Source organism: Arcticibacter svalbardensis MN12-7, from assembly GCF_000403135.1.
In the GTDB taxonomy this organism is placed as follows: domain Bacteria; phylum Bacteroidota; class Bacteroidia; order Sphingobacteriales; family Sphingobacteriaceae; genus Arcticibacter; species Arcticibacter svalbardensis.
Window position 1 is genome coordinate 32,117 of record NZ_AQPN01000069.1, and the last position, 20,728, is coordinate 52,844.

Below are 20,728 nucleotides of genomic sequence, written 5' to 3' on the forward strand. Positions count from 1 at the left end.
CGCTAATTTACAGATGAAACATATAACAATCATCCTCTATGGAAAGGTTCAGAGTGTATCTTTCAGGGCGGCAACAAAGGCAATTGCAAATCAATTGTCGATTACAGGACTGATTAAAAACGAAAAAGATGGTACTGTTTATATCGAAGCCGAGGGTGACAAGTTTTCACTCGATTTCCTGGTAGACTGGTGCAAAACAGGTCCCGATAGGGCCATTGTAGAAAAAGTAGAAGTTACAGAAGGTGAATTAAAAAACTACCTTAACTTTGAGGTCGTAAAAAAACATAGTATATAAACGATCTGTAATTGTCAACCTTAAAAAAATTTGCCGGACAAACTGTTATTTATGGACTAAGCACAGTACTATCCCGTGTCCTTAGTTTCCTGCTCACCAAACTATATGTAAAACTTTATCCAACAAAAGTTTATGGTGTATTTATTAATATGTATGCCTGGGCATCCATATTAAATGCAGTTTTAGCATTTGGCATGGAAACTACCTTTTTCAGGTACCTGAACAAACCAGGGCAGGACAAAGAAAAAGTATACAGCAATACGTTTATTATTATTTTGTTTCTATGCTCCATTTTTCTGGTTATTGCGTTTGTATTTTCAGGAAACATTGCCTTATGGATGTTGAGCGACGATACCACCAGTCTTTCTGATTACGAACAGTATATCCGGTTTTTCATCCTGATTCTGGTGGTTGATTCCCTGAGTGTGATTCCGTTTGCACGACTCAGAGCAGATGGACGTCCCTTGCGCTTTGGCATGATCCGGGTGCTTAACATCTTATCTTTTATCGGATTCAACCTTTTTCTACTCGTTACCATTCCTGATATTATTGCCAGTAAGGGATTTCTGGCAGACTACTTTACCCCTTGGTATCGTGAAGGCTGGTTAGGGTATGTTTTCATCTCCAATCTGATAGCCAGCTGTTTGACCTTATTATTTTTATTGCCTGAATTCAGAAAATTAAAGTTCAGTTTTGATAAACCACTGATCCTGGATATGCTGAGCTACAGTTTTCCGGTACTGATCGCTAACCTGTCCTTTATCATCAATGAAAATTCGGATAAAATCTTTTTAAAAGAACTTCTGCCTCCTAACATTGGAGCTCAGGAAGCCGGCATCTATGGGGCATGTGGGAAGATCGCTATTTTCCTAAGTATCTTCATTCAGGCTTTCCGGCTAGGAGCAGAACCTTTCTTTTTCAGCCATGCTAAAAATAAAAACTCAGGAGAGACCTACAGCAAAATTATGAATTATTTCATCATGGCCATTTCCCTGATTTTTGTAGGAATAGCAGCAAATATTGAAATACTGAAGCATTTTATCGGATCAGACAATCCGGTTCAGCGCGAATTATACTGGTCAGGATTAAAAATCATCCCCATTCTACTTTTAGGATATGTCAGCCTGGGAATCTATATGAATTTATCCATCTGGTATAAGCTATCCGATCAAACCCGGTTTGGGTTATATATATCAGGAATAGGAGCCATTCTAACCATCGTATTAAACGTGCTCTTTATTCCAAAATATGGCTATATCGCTTCCGCCTGGATTTCCTTTACTGCCTATACGACTATGATGGTGATGTCCTATTTAATGGGACAAAAACATTACCCAATACCCTACGACGTGAAGAAGGCACTCGTCTACTTAAGTACAGCGGTAATAATTGTCATCATATCCTATCATTTTTTAAACAGGAATTTAATTGCCGGCAACATCTTATTCATCGCATTTGCAGCAGGCCTCGCTTATGTAGAAAGAACAGATTTGCGCAAAATAATCACAGGTAACATACATTAATACTATACCATACACATGAACGTTAAAGTAATCAATAAATCAAATAATCAATTACCAGCATATGAAACGGCTTTTTCGGCCGGAATGGATCTAAGGGCTTTTATTACTGAAGAACTTACTTTAAAGCCTTTTCAACGTATGCTGATCCCAACTGGTTTATTCATTGAATTACCACAGGGCTTTGAGGCTCAGATTCGCCCAAGAAGCGGTTTGGCACTTAAATATGGCATCACGGTATTAAATTCACCGGGAACTATTGATGCTGATTACAGGGGGGAACTTAAGATCTTGCTGATCAATTTATCAGATACAGACTTCCAGATTAAGAGTGGAGACCGTATTGCTCAGATGATTATTGCCAGACATGAACAGGTTCTTTGGAAAAATGCAACTATTTTAAATGAAACAAACCGTGGCGCTGGAGGTTACGGACATACAGGGGTATAATACATGTTAAAGAAAACGTTTCTTATTGCCTTTGCCCTTTGCTCAGCAGGGTTCAGCTATTCGCAGGTTAAAAACAAAAAAGGCAGTCCATCACCTGCAAAGGTGTTAAGCGGCATTGACAGCATTGAAGTAAGAAACGATTTTTTTGCCGGGCTTAAAGAAAAAACATCGGGCAGATCAGATCAGGCAGAAGTGTATTTCAAAGAGGTGATTAAAAAAGACCCTTTGAATGATGCCGCTTTGTACGAACTCAGTAATCTATACCGCGCCCAGCAGAAAGATGACCTGGCAGAAGAATATGCAAAAAAAGCTACGGATGCCAATCCTGATAATAAATGGTATTTCCTGCTCTTATCAGATATTTATAAACAGAAACAAAAAATTGATAAACTGCCCGCTGTACTGGATAACCTGATCCGGATAGATCCTGATTCGCAAATCTATTACCTGGACAAGGCAAACGCCTATGTGCTGTTAAAAAAGACGAAAGAAGCGCAACTTACCTATCAGGCCATAGAAACCCGTTTTGGTCCTTCGGCTGATTTAGAAACACTAAAACAACGTCTGGTTATTAATCAGGATGACCCGTTGAAAGCAATAGCTTCCTTAAAGGAATCAATTAAGAAAGATCCATCTAATGTGAGTAATTATTTAGCAATAAGTGAATTATACATCAAAACAAACGCAAAATACAAAGCATTAACGGTATTAAAACAAGCACATGAGGTAGATGCACAAAACCCTTATGTGATTCTGCTTATGGCAGATATCTACCGATCTGACGGAAAAGACAGCGAAGCTTTCACTGAATTAAAAAAGGTGATATCCGACCCTGAAGTGGATATTGATATTAAAATGCAAATTATACTGTCGTACTTTCCAAAGTTAAAAAATCCAACTTCCTTAACCGAAGCAACCACTTTGGCATTGTTAACGACCCAAATGCATCCTGCCGACCCAAAAGGCTTTGCAATTTTTGGCGATTTACAAGCACAATCAGATAACTTTACCGGAGCAAAAACAGCCTATAAAGAAGCTTTAAAATTAAACAAAAATGTATTCCAGGTTTGGGAGCAATTATTACAGATTGAAACTGCTGAAGGCAATTATAACGCTGTGATTAAAGATGGGGAAGAGGCATTGGTGTTATTCCCTGAGCGATCGCCCTTGTACTTGTTTACCGCCATAGCCTATGCGGGTCAAAATAATCATGAAAAAGCAATTGTCAACTTCCTAAAAGCCGCAAGCATTGATCCCGAAAATGCTGTGTATCAGTCGCAGGTCTATGCCAGTATGGCGAATTCCTTAAACAGCTTAAAAAAATACAAAGAATCTGATGCTGCCTTTGATAAAGCGCTTCAACTGGATCCTATAAATGCATTTGCATTAAACAATTATGCTTACTTTTTATCGTTAAGGGACGAGCGTTTGGAAAGAGCTGCCGAAATGTCTAAACAAACCAATGAACTTCAGCCTGAAAATGCCTCCTTCCAGGATACTTATGCCTGGGTGCTTTTTAAACAGAAAAAGTATGACGATGCACGGATATGGATGGAAAAAGCAATAAAAAACAACAAAGATAACGGTGTGCAGTTAGAACATTACGGCGATATTTTGTTTCATCTGAAACAGGAAGAACAAGCTTTAGAAAATTGGATTAAAGCAAAAGAATTAGGTGTCAAATCAGCAATTTTGGATAAGAAAATAAATGAAAAGAAATACACAGATTAAAATCCTTGTTCTGTTAAGTGTAATCTTATCAGGTTTTGGTTGCAAGACAAGGAAGGAAGTTAAACCGGCAGTAGTACCACCTGTGGTGAAAGTGACCAGCAATAAATCGGCTGTAATTGCGGCCATAAACTCCAGTGCATTTGAATTTAATACCCTATCAGCGAAATCAAAAGTGGGTTTAATGATCAATACCAATTCCAATGATGTCAGTATGAATATCAGGATGCAGAATAAAAGCATTATCTGGATTTCTGTTACTGCTATAGCAGGCATTGAAGTGGCACGTGTACTCATTACGCCGGATAGTATTAAGGTATTAAACCGCATACAGGGCTTGTATACGGCAAAACCCTTCAGCTATATTTACCAATATGCCAATAAACAAATCACTTTCAGTACGCTTCAGAATTTGTTTTTAGGGAATGCCATTGAAGGTACAGTGACCGAATCTTCCGTTTTCAGCGTCCATGAAAATCAAACTCAAATTACTTCTGCCCTGAGTGGGATGCTTTATAAGCTGATCATGAATGCGAATAATAAAGTAGTTGAAAACACATTGCAGGATCCTAAAGGCCAGCGCCTGATTGCGAAATATGCTGATTTTCAAGCAGTAAACGGACGCAAACTTCCCTATTCTATCAATTTGAGCTCCAATGCAACGAACAGGAATATCAAGATTGATTTAAAATATACCAGTGTTTCTGTAAATGAATCGCTGGATTTTCCATTCAGTGTCCCTAAAAGGTTTACAGTAAAGGATTAATTAAATAGATTTGTGCCCATGAGTTTGATTCGGGTTTTCTTCATCTTCACATTTATACTAATTGCAGGAACAACTTTCGCACAAAGCAGTTCAGAATTAAAACGGCGTAAAGAATCGCTTACACGCGAGATTGAGATGCTGCGGAAATCGCAAAATAAGGTTGTTAATAATAAACGTTTGTCACTCCGGCAAATTAATGCGTTAAATGCGCAGATCAGACTTCGCCAGGAAAAGATTTCGACCATTAATTCGGAAGTTCGGCTCCTGGACAATCAGATATCAGAAAACTCCAATAACGTACGTTCCCTTCAGAGCCAGTTAAACAGGTTGAAAAAGGAGTATGCAGCTATGATCCTCTTTGCCTTCAGAAATCAAAGTTCGTATAGTAAACTCATGTTTATCTTTGCGTCAACCGATTTTAACCAGGCCTATAAACGATTAAAATATTTACAGCAATTTGGCGACTACCGAAGAAAGCAAGCCAATTACATCCAGCAGACACAAAAAGATCTGGGGTATAAGATTGTGCAGCTCGATCATAACAAAAGGGAAAAAAGCACTTTGCTTCAGGATCAGGAAAAAGAAAAGATAACTTTAGGAAAAGAAAAAAGTAATCAATCGGTACAACTCAGCAAACTAAGCAAGCAGGAAAAAGAACTGAGGCAGGAACTTTCGCAAAAACAAAAAGAATCAGCACGACTTAACAGGGCGATCCAAAATGCGATTAGCCGTGAAATAGAAGCAGAACGAAGAAAAGCTGCGGCATTGGCTGCTGCTGCGGCAAAGGCTGCTGCTGCTAAAGGAGATGATGTGGTTGCTAAACCAGTAGCCACAGGTACCAAGGTATTGTCTGCAACTCCAGAATCTGCGAAAATGACTTCTGATTTTACCGGGAATCGGGGAAGTCTTCCATGGCCGGTAGCTAATGGAACAATTGTAGAACGATTTGGAAGACATAACATTGGAAATGTGTCTACAGAAAACAATGGAGTCAACATCCAGACCAATGAAGGGGCAGGCGTCCGCGCTATATTTGCCGGTACAGTAACCAGTGTGCTGAACATGGGTTCCTCGAGTGCAATCATCATCCGTCATGGGGAATACTTTACTGTTTATACTAATCTACGCTCTGTGAATGTATCAAAGGGACAAAAAGTTAGTGTGAAACAAGGTATAGGAACAGTTGCGAGTGACCCTTCGGATGGAAGCTCTGACGTGCATTTAGAGATATGGAAAGGCAGTACGCCAATGAATCCGGAAGCCTGGTTGGCCAACTAAATCAAATTCAGGTCATTTAATAATAAGCGTAAACAATTGGCGTTTGATTTTATTATATATTTGTATTTTAAACATTTAGATCATGCTGACTTCAGTATTATTATTCCTTAATATGGGCACACCAGAACTCATGTTAATCATGTTCGCCATCCTGCTTTTGTTCGGGGGTAAGAAATTACCCGAACTTGCTAGAGGACTAGGTAAAGGTATTCGCGAATTTAAAGACGCATCAGATGGCGTTAAACGGGAAATTCAGCGTAATATCAACGATGTGAGTGACACAATGCAAGTTGAAACGGAAAATAAATACGCGGAGCCAACAACTCCTCAAAATGAAATACCGGAGACTATTGCAGCACCGATACCCCCATTTCAACAGACTGAGAAACCTCATATAAATCTTTAACATGGTAAACACAATTTTATTAATTGGATTGGGAGCACCCGAAATTATACTCATCGTGGTTGCTTTACTGCTACTTTTTGGCGGTAAGAAAATCCCTGAGTTAATGCGCGGACTAGGAAGAGGCGTTAAGGAATTTAAAGAAGGTAAAGACGGCGACGGTACAGATGCTGTTAAAGAAAACGACCCCAAAAAGTATTAAGATTCTTAATAAAAACTTCTTTTATTAACAGATTATCCCATATAATGCAAAAAATGCAGGATATGGGGTTTTTCAGTTTAATGGAATTATGTACCTTCACGCCATGGAACCGTATATTCCTTTAAATGTCTTACAGTTAAAGATCAAAAAGGGTAAACTCAATTTAACAACAGTAGTAGAACATTACCTGCGAAGAATTCAGGAAGAAGCTCATTTAAATGCTTTCATAGAAGTATATGAGCAGGAAGCACTGGACCTGGCGCTGACCGTAAATGAGAAAATCATGAACGGGACGGCAGGAAAACTTGCCGGCATGGTAATAGGGATCAAAGATCTGATCTGCTACAAGGATCACGGCGTATCTGCCGGATCAAAGATTCTTGAAAATTATGTCTCTATATTTTCCTCTACCGTAGTAGAACGCATGCTCGCAGAAGATGTGATCATTATTGGCCGACTGAATTGTGACGAATTTGCAATGGGCGGCTCTAATGAAAACTCTTATTTCGGGCCGGTGAAGAACTATGCAGATAACACGAAGGTTTCCGGAGGCTCATCAGGAGGCTCTGCGGTAGCTGTGCAGGCAGGATTATGCATGGCCGCACTAGGAACTGATACAGGTGGTTCAGTGAGGCAGCCCGCTTCTTTTTGCGGTATAGTAGGACTCAAACCCACCTATGGACGTGTATCCCGGCATGGTATTGTGGCCTACGCTTCTTCATTTGATCAGGTTGGTCCTTTAACCAACTCGGTTGAAGATACAGCCCTGATTATGGAAGTCATTGCAGGGCACGACGATTACGATAGCACCTCTTCTACCAAACCCGTTCCACTGTATTCGCAGGAACTTACTTTTGAAGGAAAAAACGAATTGCATATTTACCGGAAACACTGAATTCGGAGGGACTCGATCCTGAAGTAAAGGCACTTTCCGAAGCCACTATAAAAAACTACAAGACGAAGGTCATATCGTAGAGCCTATTTCTTTCCCCTACCTGGATTATGTAGTGCCTACTTATTACATATTAACAATGGCGGAATCGTCATCCAACTTAGCCCGTTACGATGGTGTTCATTATGGGTATAGAAGTCCTAATGCGGTAGATTTGGAATCCACATACAAGAAATCCCGTTCAGAAGGATTTGGCACTGAAGTGAAACGCCGGATTTTATTGGGAACATTTGTATTGAGTGCAGGACATTACGATTCTTTCTATGGCAAGGCACAACAGGTAAGAAGATTAATTCGCGAGAAGACAGACGAGATCCTGCGGGATCATGACTTCATCCTCCTTCCCACATCTCCAGGACCCGCTTTTGGACTAGGAGAAAAGACCGAAGATCCTGTTGTCATGTACCTGGCAGATATTTTCACGGTACAGGCTTCGCTGGCAGGAATTCCAGCCATCTCACTTCCCTTACGTAATAACTCGCGAAACCTACCGTTAGGTATTCAACTTATTGGGAAACGTTTTGGCGAATCAGAGTTACTTGCTTTCTCGAAATATTTAATGGAAGTGACTAAAATTCAGTAAATTAGCCATAACGCCCCACTCAACTTAACGGAATTGTTTGGCTATAAGCGATATATAATGATAAAAAATGCGGCACTAGCCCTATTTTTGCTTGTTGGTTCTATCTGCAGCACTTTTGCTGATCCATCAACTGGCAATCTGACTTCAGGAAACAGCACGATCAGTTTATCTGATTCTTTAGTCTATAAACGTTCACTTCAATCTATCCAGAACAGGGTTCCTTTAACCTATAATGCAGAGGTGCAAAGGTACATAGATGGCTATGTGCGGGGGCAAAAGAGCCGGGTATCTAAAATGCTTGGTCTCTCCAAATACTACTTTCCTATCTACGACAAGATCTTCGAAAACCGTAATGTGCCTGAAGAGCTCAAGTATATCTCAGTAATTGAATCCTCGTTGGATCCGCATGCTGTATCGCATATGGGGGCAACTGGCCCATGGCAATTTTTATATGAGATAGGTAAATTATATGGGTTGCAGATTAATGACTGGATTGATGAGCGCAAAGACCCTAAACTAGCCTGCAATGCTGCGGCAAGCTACCTGCTGGAGTCGTATTACATGTACGATGACTGGTTACTGGCGATCGCCTCTTATAACTGCGGAAGAAACAACATCAAATGGGCTATGGATAAAGCTGGCGGTAAAACTGATTATTGGTCAATAAGACGTTATCTACCACTGGAAACACAAAATTATGTCCCTGCTTATATTGCCACCGTTTATATCATGAACAATTATTGGAAACATGATATTAAACCCGGAGAAGCAGAAATAGCACTGGAAACGGAAACAATCCCGGTAAGCAGTACCGTTTCTTTAGGCTCAATTGCAGCGGCAAGCAATATGACCATTGATGAGATTACACTATTAAACCCTTCCTATATTCAGCAAATCATTAAAGGGAGTCCTGAAAAGCCTCAAAAACTGGTTATGCCACTTACACGCAAAGTATATTATAGCCTGGTTGATGATGTGCTGAATGGAAAAGCAATAACAGCCGGACAATTACAAGCGGCAAACAACCTGTTTTTCCAAAACCAAAGAACAACGGTTCGGAAGAGTACCGGAGCATCAGGTTTCGATTCTATAATTTCCTACCGGGTGAAAGAAGGCGATACCTTATCCTCCATAGCAGAACAATTCAGAGGTGCCACAGAAGAAGAAATCAGGGTGATTAATAAAATCAAAAATCCTTCTGCTGTTAAGCCTGGTATGATCCTGAGGATTATCGGTGGATAAACTTCTGGATCATACCAGCAAAACTTATTTGGCTTTGGAAATGATGATCTCCACACGCCTGTTTTTAGCTCTTCCTTCCGGCGTACTGTTATCGGCAACAGGTTTGGTATCTCCATAACCTACTGTGCTGATGGCTACATCTGAAAGGCCTAAACTTACAGCAAATGCCTTCACTGATAAAGCCCTCTTTTCGGACAACCATTTATTATAATCCGGGGGACCTGTTTTATCAGTATGCCCTTCAATAGACAAATTAGTATGTCCTTTTTGTTTAATCATCTCTAACAAACTAGACAGCTTTGCTTTTGCAGGCTCTGTCAGATAAGAAGAGTTGATAGGAAACAGGATTTCGGAGTCAAAAGTAACCTTCAACCCACTTTGAACCCTATCAATTTTGGTATCGGGTAATTTATTACGGTAAGCATCGTATTCAGCATCGCTGTCGGAAGAAGAAGTACTCACCGGCATAGATACCAGTGCTTTTTTACTTTTACAGGAACTGAACGAACCAAATGCGACTATTAAAACGAGTATCCAGGTATTTTTGATCATAATTATAAATTATTAAAACTGAAGCTATAAGAAGAAAACCATCTGTCGAAGTCCGCTTCCTTCTCCGCAGGCACAATATTAATCGCTTTTATCAGCCAGATTCCAGCTCTATTTAGTTTCACGTATACCTTCCCGTCATCATCACTGATCTGCTCTGAGCTGAATAAACTTCCGCTCAGTGTTTTAGTGACAATGGATACATGAACCTTTGGCATTGCTTTCCCTTTAGAAAGTATCTGCACGGTAACGTCTTCCCCATATTTCATTTTATAAGGATTCTGCATCAATACAATTTCAAAATCACTTTCAGAAGGCATCTTATAGGCATCACCTGATGCCTTCTCCGCCATGATTAATGTTTTAACTGCATAATGATTGTTCACAGAAAACAATTGCTTCATCGCGATCTTTTCAGCTAAATCGGCAAATCCTTCCTCGGTAAACTGATTACTTAAAGATGTTTTTGATTTCTGTTCCACACTGCCATACAACTCTACAGAAGCCAGGTAAAGTCCTTTATCTTTCAACGGTATCAGAAAGGTAGATTTTAAGGCTCCTGCGCTATCGATAAGTGATACCGGTTTTGATTCCTTAAAATAGGCTGCACTTTTAATTTTTACATTTTCAATTTTTCTGTCTGCTGTGGTATCAAATTTATTGCCGCGATAGATATCAATTGCAATTTCCTTCTCTGCATTTGGAATGAATGTCTGGGGCTTAAGATAGTATTCCTGTGCTGATCCAGCTGTTGCGAAAAGTAAAATTAGGAATGTTGTATATATGTATTTCATTTTGCTTTTTTGAAACTCAAACTTACAAGTTTTTAATCTGTGTTTAATGGAATGAAATAAGCTATTTACATGGAAATATGTTAAATTTTAACCTTTTTCGCTTAAATTAATCTAAACGGTTTGCCTTTATTTTTGTTTAAAGGCTACATGTACATGACAAACCATTCATGAAAATAGCTATATCGGGTTTTCTATTTCCTTTCATTCTTCTTATTTGCCTCTCCTCCTGTGACCGCATAAATCAAAAACAGAAGCATCCTCAGTCTCTGATGAATGCTAACGCTTATACAGATGAAAAAAATATCAGCAGGTATGGAGATTCTTTAGATATTCTGGTTCCTGAATATGAAAAGAAACAAAGTATGATCTATACGTTGGGTGATTACTCCTTTTATATCACTGCTTATCTCAACAATGGCGAACCACTATTATACATTGAAAATGGCGAAAGCAACCAATACGGTCACATTGCAAAATACTATTATCTGAATAAAGGCAAAGTGATCCTGTTTAAAGAAAATCATCATAATGAATCCATTGATTTCGCCTACCAGTCTAAAAAAGAATATTTCAGGAATAATATATTATTCTTTGCAGAGTCCAAAAAAGGGAATAATTCTTCCGATTTCAATGCCGCCCCTTATGCGCCAACAAAAGGAGCTAATCTCGACCTGGACAGTACTGTTTCATTCATGACAGATGCACTTAAAAGAGAAGGCAAATTCAATTTAGTATTTGAAGGCATTACCGAAGATTCCCGAGTACGGTATATTGTACTCAGCCGGCCAGGATTAGGTACCTACAGAACAGTGATCCGGGTAGAAAAAGAAGATGAATTCATCACAGAACTGGTATCCAATACAGAAAAATTTATTGGGGATAAGCTTCACCTTGATTTCGATATTATTGATGACGAAGCCGTTTATAAAAGTGGAAGCATCAACTAATCTTTATTGTCAGCAGGTGCTATGAGCACAACCTGCGCCATAGGATGAAAAAGGTAAATTTTACCGGTACTTACTTCCACACAGCTGAATCGGGTTCGGATTTTATTCCCCTTTTTAAATAAGCGATTTTTCAGCATGAATGACGATTCAACGGGCAGACTTTCCACAAACCGGAGATCTGATGTCGCATTAAACGCCTGCAAAGCACGGAATAACGTCAAATCGCTGCAACTTGAGGCAGCAGGATTTTGCAGATAACGTACAATGATCTGATGCAACTCGTCCGGAAATAGTTGCATATCAAAAAATGGCTGCATCATCCTCTTGAAGTTCGTCTTCCATTCTGCCCCATGAGGTTTCACCTTATTCTTATTTTCGTTCCAGGTAAGCAAATGAGCAAACTCATGAACCGTAGTAATTAAAAATCCATAAGGGTTGAGGTCATGATTAACGGAAATACGATGATTCTGACCTTTAAAAGGCGCCCGGTAATCACCCATTTTGGTACTTCTTTTCACAGACACTTTAAAATCACATTTATAGTGATCAATCCACCTGGCTATTACAGGAGCCGCTTGTTCAGGCATGTATTTAGCAAGAATTTTAACTTTATCCACGAATCTGTCCCTATTTTAAGAGGTTAAATACAATAAGACTTGCAACATAAGCAAGCGCTGTCATATAAACAAATTGAATTAAAGGCCATCTCCAGGATTTTGTTTCCCGGTATACTACGGCAATAGTACTTATGCACTGCATCGCAAAGGCATAAAATATCATGAGTGAAAAAGAAGATGCCAATGTAAAGACCGGAAGCCCTGTATCGGAATTCCGCGCATCCCTCATTTTATCTGTAACAGATGAAATATGCACCTCATCATTACTCACACTATAAATCGTAGCCATAGTACCTACAAAAACTTCCCTGGCAGCAAATGAGGTGATCAGGGCAATTCCAATTTTCCAGTCATACCCAAGGGGAACAATAGCCGGCTCAATAAATTTACCGATTACTCCAGCATAGGACGATTCCAGCAATTCGGATGAACGATGCAGATTAAGTTCTGCTGGTGTATAGGTATTGATGACTTCGCGAGACTGGTATTTACTTTTTACCTCCGCCCGCTTGCCCGGCGGACCATAATTAGAGAGTCCCCATAACACAATAGATACCGCAATAATCACTTTTCCTGCCTCGAGTACAAATGTTTTCACCTTCTCAAACATGGTCAGCAATACATTGTCCCAGCGTGGCATTCTGTAAACGGGAAGCTCCATGATAAAATATCCCTTTTCCTTTGCTTTCAACACCAGTTTAAACACAAGAGCCACTACAATAGCCGCAATAAAACTGATGAAATACATACCCATCAATGCCAGTCCCTGCAGATTTAAAAACCCGAATACTTTTGTATCAGGCACTACTAAGGCAATTAAAACAGCATATACCGGAAGTCTGGCAGAACAGCTTATCAGTGGAACAACCATAATAGTGATCATCCTGTCTTTCCAGCTTTCAATATTCCGGGTACTCATAATGGAGGGAACGGCACAGGCCAGACTGCCAATCATAGGCACCACAGACTTACCATTAAGCCCTACTTTCCGCATCACTTTATCCATCATAAAGGTGACCCTTGCCATATAACCGGTATCTTCCAGAATGGAGATAAAGGCGAATAAAATAGCGATTTGAGGTATAAATACCAACACCCCACTTAAACCGGCAATAATTCCATCACTAAGCAGATCCGTCAATACCCCGGCAGGCAGATTAGCATGAACTAAACCCGTCAGCCACATAAAAGCATTTTCTATGAGTGACATAGGGTAGGCAGACCAGGCAAAAATGGATTGAAATATGATAAAAAGAATAAAAAAGAAAATGATAAAACCCCAGATCTTATGCGTTAAAACCTTGTCTATTCTATTGCTTGGCGTTTCTTTCTTCGGTCCAGAACTTGTTGTTACGGTGTCTGCGAGAACTTTATTGATATAATTATATCGGGCTATAGTTTCTTCTGCTTTTGAAGATTGCGAGTGAAAGGAGAATTCCTGTTCAATTTCTTCAATCCGGTCGCTCTCGTCATGCGTCAGAAAACGCAAATTCTCATGCTGATGTGCCATCTGAAGCGCGACATAGGGGCTATCCAGTAACAACTCCTCACCTATCTTATGGATCAGTTCCGGTGCCAGGAGACTAACCTCAATCGTGTCTTTTTGTAAAGCAATCGTCGGATTATAAGCAATTGCTTCTTTTAATTTATCTATATTGATTCCCTGCCTGGCAGTAACAGGCACAATCTGCACACCCAATTTTTCAGAAAGAGCATCTACATTAATGACTGAACCCGACTTATTAGCCAGATCCATCATATTTAAAGCAATGATTACGGGGATTTTAAGGTCGGCAACCTGCGTATAGAGCAGCAGATTTCGCTTTAAATTAGTGGCATCTACTACCACAATGATCAGGTCAGGGTGCACAGGATTTTTGACATCAGCAAGAACCTCAAAGACAATAGATTCATCTTTACTTTTAGGATAAAGACTATAGGTTCCGGGAAGATCAATGATCAGTGCGTTTCTTTTATCCGGTAACTTACAAGTTCCTGTCTTTTTATCGACAGTGATACCCGGGAAATTACCAACCTTCTGATTTAATCCTGTTAGGACGTTGAATAACGTAGATTTACCTGTGTTAGGGTTACCAACTAGCGCTACCTTCAAGTTAATTCAATTATAAGTGCTGCAATACTATAGTCGAAGCTTCCTGCATACGTAAGCTCAACTGGTAACCAGATACTGTAATTGCTATCGGATCACCCAAAGGAGCAAAACGATCAACCAAATCAATTCTCCGGGTAAACATCCCATTTCCATTAATTTAACCGACATTTCCAGATCGGTAAACTCTTTAATGATACCTGATTGACCCGGGCGCAATTGTGATAGCTTCATTTGTGATTATCTATACACAAAAATAGTCCTTATTTGGTATAAATCCAAATAAGACTCCTACTAAGATTACCTTTTATTTGTAAAATTAATAGGTTGTTTACTAAAATGCGGACAATTGCACTTTTTTCGAAAGATTCCACACGAACTGGACATCAAGACAACAAGAACCAGGACAATCAATTTAAATCTTCTTTCCATGTCTCGTTCTGCATAAAACCAAGTAGCTAAAAACGGCCATCCCTACACCTACCGTATCACAAAACAGGTCCCACCAGTCACCAGAACGATAAGTAAACACTTTCCATTGCAACACTTCAATAAACGCCCCGAAAAAAAAGCTTAAAAAGGCAATTTTAAAAATGGTAAAAAAGCTTAAAAAAAGACTTTTATGGGAATTAATACTGCCGTAAAGAATCAGGATCGTTAAAACGAAAAATAAACCCGTATGAACCGTTTTATCAAAACCCTCATAATATTCCTGAGAACTTCCCGGGATATCATTCATCGGCACATTGCAAATCACCAGCACCAGTACCAACCATAAAATGGCAGGTAACTGGTATTTTAAGCTTTTGATCATTTTACGCCAATCTGATCTTTATATTCTTCAGCATTCAGAAGATCATCAAAATCAAGAATAGACTTTACCTCGATTTTCACCATCCATCCATCACCATAAGGATCCTGGTTCACAAATTCAGGATTAGCATCCAGTTTATCATTCAATTCAAGCACAGTACCCGCTATAGGCATAAATAGATCCGAAACCGTTTTAACCGCTTCCACTGTACCGAAAACTTCATTCTTAGCCACTTCCTGACCGATGGTATTGATATCAATATACACAATATCACCTAATTCACTTTGTGCAAACTCAGTAATACCAATTACAGCATTGTTACCATCCAAACGGATCCACTCATGATCTTTGGTATATTTTAACTCTGAAGGAAAATTCATGTTGTTTTTTTTCAAAAATACTGTAATGAAATTACTTTTCTATGCTTACTGGATAGTAAACTTCAGATTTATTCCAAAATTACTGAACGAAGTATTAAAAGTTTGCGATGTATACGGCTTATTGACGCTTCCATCATAGAAAAAACGGACATTTAACCGCTGATTCAATATATAATCCAAAGAAGGTTTTATGCTGATCGTTTTTGCGCCCGATGACACTTCGGCATTTTCAACATCCGCACGATAAATAACCGTTTTAATATCATTTATTGCAACATCCATTTTAAGATTCACATCGTTCTTCGACTTCCTGGAGGCAAACAGCCCAAAAGGAAAGCGGAAATTAGCCGAACGATAACCCATACCCATAACAAAACCCTTTTCTTCCTGCTGAGCCAGCTGGCTATTGGTTAGACTTAAGCTCAATCCCCTGGTCTGACGGTATTCACAGTTCATCGACACATTATTCTTCAACCTAAAGTCAACGCCAATTAGCGGAACGAACTGCTCAAACAAGGTCACTTGCGTAAACTGATAATAAGGCAGAAAATTACCCTGCGCATCCTTCACACTCACTGCACCATCCACTTCTGCATACCGCACCAGCGAATTGAAGCCATTTACATTATAAGTGGAACGATAACTATGATTTAAATTAAACGAGCTAAACATATTGCTGAAGAAATCATACTTCGTTAAACCATTATATGATATCCGCCAGTTTGGTATAGGTATGCCCGGAAAACGTTTCAAACTCACAGATGAAACATCCTGTCCCGTATACGCAGCAATAAAAGAGGCAACAACAACATCCTGCGAGTTTTTACCATATCCATCCGCATAACCATCCGTTACACCATTCGAATTCGGATTTCCTGTCGCAAGTCTGGAGGATATAGCAGACCTGTTCGCCTCAAACTTCCGGAACAGATTGGTATTCCCTGATGAAGCATTTTTCCCAAATGCAGTACGCAGGGCGATAAAGGAAATACTGAAGTCGCCACTTGTCACCGGACTTTGATTTTCAAACTCATTGGTCACCTGGTTAAACCTGAAATTTGTTGAATAGTTAAAGTTGGAACTCTTCAATGCGATCAGCTCAATTCGCAAATCTTTGAAAGGTTCAATCGTACCTCTTAAGTTAATATCTTCTTTTCTGCTGGTCACATACAATTGATTCTGCAAAGTATCACGTGTAATCCAACCCTTTTCAATCGCCTTTCCCCGTATATCGCGCTGACTTCCAAAAATAAATCCCCAGCCCGGTGCATTTTCATCCATATCATATCCGAGCAGATTCGTACCCGGAAGATAACCCGGCATAAAGGTTCCATTTGTAATCGTATAAGCACCCGCTAAGTTCTTAACACTCGTAACCGCACCCACCAGCAAGGAATTTAAAGACCCTTTATCCCGGGATGCCTTGCGCACAAAATCAAACTTATTATATAAACCCACAAAATTCAAAGTAGGATTAATCTGGATGATCCTCGAATTCTGAATCGTATTTCCATAATCAATTGTCGGATCCCGAAGCGTAATTAAAGGCTCGGTTTTCCAACTAAAATTAGTTCCATAACGGGCAATGACATTCGTCCAGCTGAACCCCGGTATTTTATTAATCGGAACTGTATAACTCACATTCATCGTATGATTGTAATCAGTCGTTCGCCCCAGCTTTTTCAGGTTGTCCCAAATCGTATCCCTTGCCAATCCATTCACCCTTCCCTGTGGCTCATCAATGATAGAATAATTCGTCGCGTTGAAATCTAACTGCAGCGACTTAGTCAAGTTCCAGCTGATCCCGTACAATCTGCTCATCTGGAAGTTCTTATTAAACGTCGACAGCGGCAACACATTCCCCGGGTCATTATCCCGAAGCGAGTTCTCGGTATACAAACGGTCCACATCAATCCTGAAGTTCAGCACAGAAGGCATGAGGTTGAAATTGAAATCACGCAACAGGGCAAAGGTGTTCGACTTAATAATCTTTGCGAAAGGCGTATAGTTCCTAGGCTTACTGCTGTAGTTATAAGCCAGACTTCCACGATATGTCTTCTGCACTGATCTTTCAGTGATGTAATCATGGTGACTATAATCCGTAAACGAATAAGAAGCACTCAGATTCTCCACATCCCAGATCCTGCTTTTACTCGTAGGATCCGTTTTAATTTTACGCACATTAGTCAGGTTAAAACTCCTCCTCTGTGTATAATCATCTACGATCCTATGGATAGAATCCTGCTGAACCTTCGAAAGATTCTTCAACACTGTTTTCAACTCCAGATCCGAAGACCGCGGATCATATTGTGGCGTACTATTCTGTGTGGAAACCTGCACAAACACCGGAATCTGAATCCCTGCCTTTGCCGGGAAAAACTTACCGAGCTCCACATTAGCCGCCACATCTACCGATTTATCATCACTTCTATTCCGCTCACTGGTACGCTGGTCAATAGACCCGAAACCAACCGTACTCTTACTTCCCGAAACCGTCACATCAGCAAAGTCCGCCAATTTCGCATTCATTCTAGCGGTAGCAGCCCATCCCCCGCGCTCGTCAAAATCCGTTAAACGCAGTTCATTAAACCACACCTGTCCCGATTTCTCTAACCCATCATCACCACCCGGTCGGGTACTGGTACGCAGCGGATTCTTAATCCCCACCATATAAACCCTCACCTTACTCAGATCGGGCTGTCCCATCACCCGGATTGTATTCAAGCCATCCGTATACACATAAGGCACATTTACCGGCCAGGGTAAGCCATCCAGCAAAGCACTATTTCTTTCCGCCTTAGCAGCCTGCAGATTCTTTAGGTCCAGATCCATCGCATTACTCTCCGGCCAAATCGAATACGGATCACTTGTACCCGCAGGAGTAATCTGCAACGGAATCTCATACTCATAGTAATTATCCTGATTGTCCGTTCCAATCCTCACTACCGCAGAAATTTCATTGTCCTGAAGCAAGTCGCCTTCCGCATGTATAAACATTTCCAAACGACCATACGACCTGAAATCATTATAGCCCGTTTTAAACGCCGCCCTCGTATAACCATCCCGCAGATTCTTCACATTAACCAACAGCGATTGCTCATTTTGCTGCGTACTGCCTGTATAATTTGTTAAATCCAGCTCCCTGGTAATGCCCGGTGGCACCACATAAGGAATAGGCGTCCGCTTTCCATTCTCTTCAATATTAATCGTACTCACATCCATCACCGAAGCGTCTAACCCGGGGTTAGTGCCTAAAGTAGGATCAACCAATACTTTTGCCGGACTATTTTCCGAATTATACCTGCGCCACTCCCCTCTTGCCAACTGCAATTTAGCCAGCCGAAGCACCGCAGAATCAGCAAAGTCAGTCATAAACATCCGCATAAAACGAATCGACTTAAAATCTTCTATATTCCCTACCCGCTGCTGATACTGCGAAATAGGAATTTTAAACTGATACCAGGATACCTGTTGCGAACTGCCATTTGCCAGTTTCACTGTCGACGTCACCTTATCTGCAATAAAGTTCTGACCCACCACCATATCCTGCGGACGGATTGAAATCTTATACTGATAATATTCATCCGTTAACGACATGTTATTGTCCCGGTTAATATCCTCACCATCCGGCAATGATGTTGCCGCCGAGTTCTCAATACCCGTTTCCGCCAGCGACTGCGCTATCGTTTTCGAATTGCCCTCTGTTCCATTGTACTTCTCATACCGCTTCAAGATCCCGGCATTCGTATCCTCCAGACTTCCGCCTCTGTAATATTGATAATTATCTGATGATGGATCCGATTTGATCTCCGCAGCCGCAGCACTGGTCAGCTGACCTGATACCTGATTGATAAAAGGAGCAAAATATTGCTGTTCAACCGCATCACCCAATCCATCCAAACCTACATCCTGCACCTTTCTAACCTCTGAATTATTGTCAAATGCCTGAATAATAGGCTGAAGTTTAGGCACCCTACCCCATTGCGTACTATCTGTGCGACTCTCATCCCCATCAGCAGGCAAGCCATTTTCCAACGACTTCCTGCCATCTTTCAGGATATCCTCTGAGATATTACCCAAATTTAAGTATAAATCCCCACCCTCCGAATTCGGTTTGTAAATAAAAGGATCCATCATCCAGATCTCCACAAACTCCACATTTAAGGACTCAAAATCTGTCGTTTCCAGTTTACGAAACAAACCACCCCAACGGCTTTTTGGATTAAGCAACTGCCCGTTCTGGTTCAATCCCGTCGTCGTATAATTATAAGGTCCACGCAGCATCGGGTAAAACGCCAGATCAAAAGTAGGTAGCGTCAGCGCCAAACCAGTAGGCGATTGTTTCAGCGGAAATACCTCCTGCTCATAAACCTCCCGCACATAATGATTCGAAAGCTCATCTTTATTCGAACGGATACTAGCAGGCGCAGTAGAACCCGCCCGGTTAAAAAATATAGGATCCAGGTTATAAAACGCCAGACGGGAACGGTTAAAGCCATACGCGAGATCATTACTCAACGTTGACTCAGGAAATTGTTGCGGCGTACCCGACAATTGCCAGCCAATCGCACTCTTCAAATCAATGATAGAACGGGTGCCCTCAAAATCATCCACATAACTCACCCCATTTGTACTGCCGGCAAAATCCAGCGACTTAGGATGACCGGGGATCAGGTTAGCAAATTCCCCCGACATCGTCACCGACGAAAGCACCTTCGTATCAATAAAGGGTATTTTATCCACCATCCGTGTCAGCCATCTCGAATCTGAACTGTAATTCGCATCAAGCCCCCACATTGTATTCGAAATAGGTTCCTCCCCAATGTTTACCTTCGCGGTCAAAGGTTTCTCCGTCAGGTTCATAATCGTTCCCCCAAGGTTAAAACGGTCGCTCACTTTATAATCAAGACGGGAGCCAAATAACGAACGCTGCTGAAGTCCAAACAGCTCATTACTCTCCAGTTTAATCCGGATCGTCTGACCCGAATTCAACAAAGCCTGGTTCAAAATCCGCACCCGGCCAATATTATAATCCACAGTAAAATCTACCCCCTCTGCCAGCGGAAGTGTCCCCGCAAAAACCTGTACCGAGCCGGCA

The 20,728-nt window shown here is 40.7% G+C and carries 19 protein-coding genes and 1 pseudogene; 12 read left to right on the forward strand and 8 right to left on the reverse strand.

Features of this window, described 5'->3' with window-relative positions:
- Positions 1-13: 13 nt before the first annotated feature.
- From ADIARSV_RS08455 to ADIARSV_RS08500, 11 genes are all read left to right on the forward strand, one after another.
- Entirely contained in the window at positions 14-295 is a 282-nt protein-coding gene (locus ADIARSV_RS08455; RefSeq protein ID WP_016195045.1) for an acylphosphatase, read from the forward strand.
- 11 nt (positions 296-306) lie between these two features.
- A complete protein-coding gene (locus ADIARSV_RS08460; RefSeq protein ID WP_016195046.1) occupies positions 307-1,818 on the forward strand; it encodes a lipopolysaccharide biosynthesis protein in 1,512 nt (503 codons plus the stop codon).
- A 15-nt stretch (positions 1,819-1,833) separates the two neighbouring features.
- Entirely contained in the window at positions 1,834-2,265 is a 432-nt protein-coding gene (dut, locus tag ADIARSV_RS08465) for a dUTP diphosphatase (protein WP_016195047.1), read from the forward strand.
- 3 nt (positions 2,266-2,268) lie between these two features.
- The gene (locus tag ADIARSV_RS08470; RefSeq protein ID WP_016195048.1) at positions 2,269-3,996 is read left to right on the forward strand and encodes a tetratricopeptide repeat protein; all 1,728 of its coding nucleotides are present in this window, start codon (positions 2,269-2,271) and stop codon (positions 3,994-3,996) included.
- Entirely contained in the window at positions 3,974-4,759 is a 786-nt protein-coding gene (locus tag ADIARSV_RS08475; RefSeq protein ID WP_016195049.1) for a DUF4292 domain-containing protein, read from the forward strand. Before ADIARSV_RS08470 ends, ADIARSV_RS08475 begins: the two co-directional genes overlap by 23 nt.
- An 18-nt stretch (positions 4,760-4,777) precedes the next feature.
- A complete protein-coding gene (locus tag ADIARSV_RS08480) occupies positions 4,778-6,037 on the forward strand; it encodes a murein hydrolase activator EnvC family protein (protein WP_016195050.1) in 1,260 nt (419 codons plus the stop codon).
- Between the two features lie 82 nt (positions 6,038-6,119).
- On the forward strand, positions 6,120-6,443 hold the full coding sequence (locus tag ADIARSV_RS23010; RefSeq protein ID WP_016195051.1) for a Sec-independent protein translocase subunit TatA/TatB: 324 nt from the start codon (positions 6,120-6,122) through the stop codon (positions 6,441-6,443).
- Between the two features lies 1 nt (position 6,444).
- Positions 6,445-6,642 carry a twin-arginine translocase TatA/TatE family subunit gene (gene tatA / locus ADIARSV_RS08490; RefSeq protein ID WP_040299550.1) on the forward strand — a complete coding sequence of 66 codons (198 nt, stop codon included), beginning with the start codon at positions 6,445-6,447 and terminating at the stop codon, positions 6,640-6,642.
- Positions 6,643-6,745: 103 nt separating this feature from the next.
- A complete protein-coding gene (locus ADIARSV_RS22815; protein ID WP_262482229.1) occupies positions 6,746-7,537 on the forward strand; it encodes an amidase in 792 nt (263 codons plus the stop codon).
- Between the two features lie 85 nt (positions 7,538-7,622).
- The gene (locus ADIARSV_RS22820) at positions 7,623-8,177 is read left to right on the forward strand and encodes an amidase family protein (RefSeq protein WP_262482230.1); all 555 of its coding nucleotides are present in this window, start codon (positions 7,623-7,625) and stop codon (positions 8,175-8,177) included.
- A gap of 57 nt (positions 8,178-8,234) precedes the next feature.
- Positions 8,235-9,419, forward strand: coding sequence for a lytic transglycosylase domain-containing protein (locus tag ADIARSV_RS08500; RefSeq protein ID WP_016195055.1), 1,185 nt, complete (start codon positions 8,235-8,237; stop codon positions 9,417-9,419).
- Positions 9,420-9,443: 24 nt separating this feature from the next.
- Here the strand turns inward: ADIARSV_RS08500 and ADIARSV_RS08505 are convergent, their stop codons facing one another.
- Positions 9,444-9,971, reverse strand: a complete 528-nt coding sequence (locus ADIARSV_RS08505; protein ID WP_016195056.1) for an OmpA family protein — start codon at positions 9,969-9,971, stop codon at positions 9,444-9,446.
- Positions 9,972-9,973: 2 nt separating this feature from the next.
- A complete protein-coding gene (locus ADIARSV_RS08510) occupies positions 9,974-10,762 on the reverse strand; it encodes a DUF4198 domain-containing protein (RefSeq protein ID WP_016195057.1) in 789 nt (262 codons plus the stop codon).
- Between the two features lie 167 nt (positions 10,763-10,929).
- Here ADIARSV_RS08510 and ADIARSV_RS08515 point away from each other — a divergent pair, with 167 nt between their 5' ends.
- Positions 10,930-11,709 carry a hypothetical protein gene (locus ADIARSV_RS08515; protein ID WP_040299551.1) on the forward strand — a complete coding sequence of 260 codons (780 nt, stop codon included), beginning with the start codon at positions 10,930-10,932 and terminating at the stop codon, positions 11,707-11,709.
- Here the strand turns inward: ADIARSV_RS08515 and ADIARSV_RS08520 are convergent.
- From ADIARSV_RS08520 to sov, 6 genes and pseudogenes are all read right to left on the reverse strand, one after another.
- Positions 11,706-12,326, reverse strand: coding sequence for a SprT-like domain-containing protein (locus ADIARSV_RS08520; protein ID WP_016195059.1), 621 nt, complete (start codon positions 12,324-12,326; stop codon positions 11,706-11,708). The two genes, ADIARSV_RS08515 and ADIARSV_RS08520, sit on opposite strands and share 4 nt — an antisense overlap.
- A 10-nt stretch (positions 12,327-12,336) precedes the next feature.
- Entirely contained in the window at positions 12,337-14,439 is a 2,103-nt protein-coding gene (gene feoB, locus ADIARSV_RS08525; protein WP_016195060.1) for a ferrous iron transport protein B, read from the reverse strand.
- A gap of 10 nt (positions 14,440-14,449) precedes the next feature.
- Positions 14,450-14,613, reverse strand: a pseudogene (locus ADIARSV_RS23155) (FeoA family protein).
- A gap of 238 nt (positions 14,614-14,851) precedes the next feature.
- Positions 14,852-15,250 carry a VanZ family protein gene (locus ADIARSV_RS08535; protein ID WP_016195062.1) on the reverse strand — a complete coding sequence of 133 codons (399 nt, stop codon included), beginning with the start codon at positions 15,248-15,250 and terminating at the stop codon, positions 14,852-14,854.
- Positions 15,247-15,630 (reverse strand): glycine cleavage system protein GcvH, encoded by a 384-nt coding sequence (gene gcvH, locus ADIARSV_RS08540; RefSeq protein WP_016195063.1) that lies wholly within the window; start codon positions 15,628-15,630, stop codon positions 15,247-15,249. Before gcvH ends, ADIARSV_RS08535 begins: the two co-directional genes overlap by 4 nt.
- 45 nt (positions 15,631-15,675) lie before the next feature.
- On the reverse strand, positions 15,676-20,728 hold a 5,053-nt coding region (gene sov, locus ADIARSV_RS08545), incomplete at its 5' end, for a T9SS outer membrane translocon Sov/SprA (protein ID WP_040299552.1).

Excerpts from the sequence above, each read along its gene's own strand:
- ADIARSV_RS08455 (WP_016195045.1), top strand. The coding sequence starts at position 14 with ATGAAACATATAACAATCATCCTCTATGGAAAGGTTCAGAGTGTATCT.
- ADIARSV_RS08505 (WP_016195056.1), bottom strand. The coding sequence starts at position 9,971 with ATGATCAAAAATACCTGGATACTCGTTTTAATAGTCGCATTTGGTTCG.
- gcvH (WP_016195063.1), bottom strand. The coding sequence starts at position 15,630 with ATGAATTTTCCTTCAGAGTTAAAATATACCAAAGATCATGAGTGGATC.
- ADIARSV_RS22815 (WP_262482229.1), top strand. The coding sequence starts at position 6,746 with ATGGAACCGTATATTCCTTTAAATGTCTTACAGTTAAAGATCAAAAAG.
- tatA (WP_040299550.1), top strand. The coding sequence starts at position 6,445 with ATGGTAAACACAATTTTATTAATTGGATTGGGAGCACCCGAAATTATA.
- ADIARSV_RS08475 (WP_016195049.1), top strand. The coding sequence starts at position 3,974 with ATGAAAAGAAATACACAGATTAAAATCCTTGTTCTGTTAAGTGTAATC.
- ADIARSV_RS08515 (WP_040299551.1), top strand. The coding sequence starts at position 10,930 with ATGAAAATAGCTATATCGGGTTTTCTATTTCCTTTCATTCTTCTTATT.
- ADIARSV_RS08470 (WP_016195048.1), top strand. The coding sequence starts at position 2,269 with ATGTTAAAGAAAACGTTTCTTATTGCCTTTGCCCTTTGCTCAGCAGGG.
- ADIARSV_RS08500 (WP_016195055.1), top strand. The coding sequence starts at position 8,235 with ATGATAAAAAATGCGGCACTAGCCCTATTTTTGCTTGTTGGTTCTATC.
- ADIARSV_RS08480 (WP_016195050.1), top strand. The coding sequence starts at position 4,778 with ATGAGTTTGATTCGGGTTTTCTTCATCTTCACATTTATACTAATTGCA.
- dut (WP_016195047.1), top strand. The coding sequence starts at position 1,834 with ATGAACGTTAAAGTAATCAATAAATCAAATAATCAATTACCAGCATAT.
- ADIARSV_RS08510 (WP_016195057.1), bottom strand. The coding sequence starts at position 10,762 with ATGAAATACATATATACAACATTCCTAATTTTACTTTTCGCAACAGCT.
- ADIARSV_RS23010 (WP_016195051.1), top strand. The coding sequence starts at position 6,120 with ATGCTGACTTCAGTATTATTATTCCTTAATATGGGCACACCAGAACTC.
- ADIARSV_RS08535 (WP_016195062.1), bottom strand. The coding sequence starts at position 15,250 with ATGATCAAAAGCTTAAAATACCAGTTACCTGCCATTTTATGGTTGGTA.